1 protein-coding gene and 1 pseudogene are annotated in these 1,395 nt (G+C 41.2%); both read left to right on the top strand.

Annotated features, from left to right (window positions below; genetic code table 11):
* A pseudogene (locus tag RT405_RS11450) lies at nt 1–228 on the top strand (ABC transporter substrate-binding protein); the annotation flags it as partial.
* 53 nt (nt 229–281) lie between these two features.
* On the top strand, nt 282–1,337 hold the full coding sequence (locus tag RT405_RS11455) for an ABC transporter ATP-binding protein (RefSeq protein WP_313469787.1): 1,056 nt from the start codon (nt 282–284) through the stop codon (nt 1,335–1,337).
* The last annotated feature ends 58 nt before the right edge of the window (nt 1,338–1,395 follow it).

Consider the following 1,395-nt stretch of genomic DNA (forward strand, 5'->3'; position numbering starts at 1 on the left):
GAAAGTGATGCTTTATTGGAAGCTGGCAAAAAAGCTACCACATTTGAAGAACGGCAAAAGATTTATAATGAATTCCAAGCATTATGGCAAGAACAGATGTATGTTCTGCCGTTGTATTCCGATAGTCAATTCGCCGTAAAACGGAATGAATTAACAGGCGGAATAAAAGAATTCTGGGCAGGCTCTTTGTCTGATTTGTCTGAATGGTCATTATCAGGCGCTCAATAACAACAAGAGCTAATGTTCAAAGCTCTTTAAAACTAATGAGAAGAGGTGGAGAGATGGAGAAAGAAAAGGTACTGGAAGTCAAAGACTTAGCTATTTCTTTTAAAACATTTGAAGGAGAAGTAAACGCCGTTCGCGGTGTGAATTTTGATTTATATAAAGGAGAAACACTTGCGATCGTAGGAGAATCCGGATCTGGAAAATCTGTCTCTACAAAAGCGATCATGCGGTTGTTGCCGCCGAAAAACACGCTGCTCAAAAATGGATCGATTCAATTTAGGGATAAAGATTTGTTGTCTCTCTCTGATAAAGAAATGCAAAAAGTCAGAGGAAAAGAAATTGCAATGATTTTCCAAGATCCGATGACCTCGCTCAATCCAACAATGACAATTGGCAAACAAATTGCTGAACCGCTGATTGAACACCAAGATATGGACACAGCTGCAGCTTTTGACCGTGTAAAGGAATTGCTGCATTTAGTCGGGATCAAAGATGTGGAGAATCGGATGCATCATTATCCGCATCAATTTTCAGGTGGAATGCGCCAACGAGTGATGATCGCCATGGCATTGGCTTGTAATCCGCAAGTTTTGATTGCGGATGAGCCGACTACTGCATTGGATGTCACCATTCAATCACAAATTCTCGACTTGATGAATGAATTGAAAGCAAAAATCAATACATCGATTATTTTTATCACGCATGACTTAGGTGTGGTAGCCAATATGGCCGATCGGGTAGCTGTTATGTATGCAGGGAAAATCGTAGAAACCGGAACAGTAGATGAAATTTTTTATAATCCGCAACATCCGTATACTTGGGGGTTACTGGCCTCGATGCCGACATTGGATACTGAAGAAACAGACTTGTATGCTATTCCGGGCAATCCGCCAAACTTATTGTATCCGACTACCGGTGATGCTTTTGCTCCGCGAAATGAATATGCATTAGAAATTGACTTCGAAGAAGAACCGGAAGTTTTCCAAGTTTCACCGACTCATTTCGCCGCTACTTGGCTGTTGCATCCAGATGCGCCAGCTGTAACACCGCCGAATGAAATTGTGAGACGTAAAGAGGTATACGCTAAGTTGAAAAAACAGGAGGTGGGGTAAATGGCAGCAATACCTGAACGAAAGAAAATTCTTGAGATCAAAAATTTACAGCAGTACT

The organism is Carnobacterium sp., assembly GCF_032094055.1.
Lineage (GTDB): Bacteria > Bacillota > Bacilli > Lactobacillales > Carnobacteriaceae > Carnobacterium_A.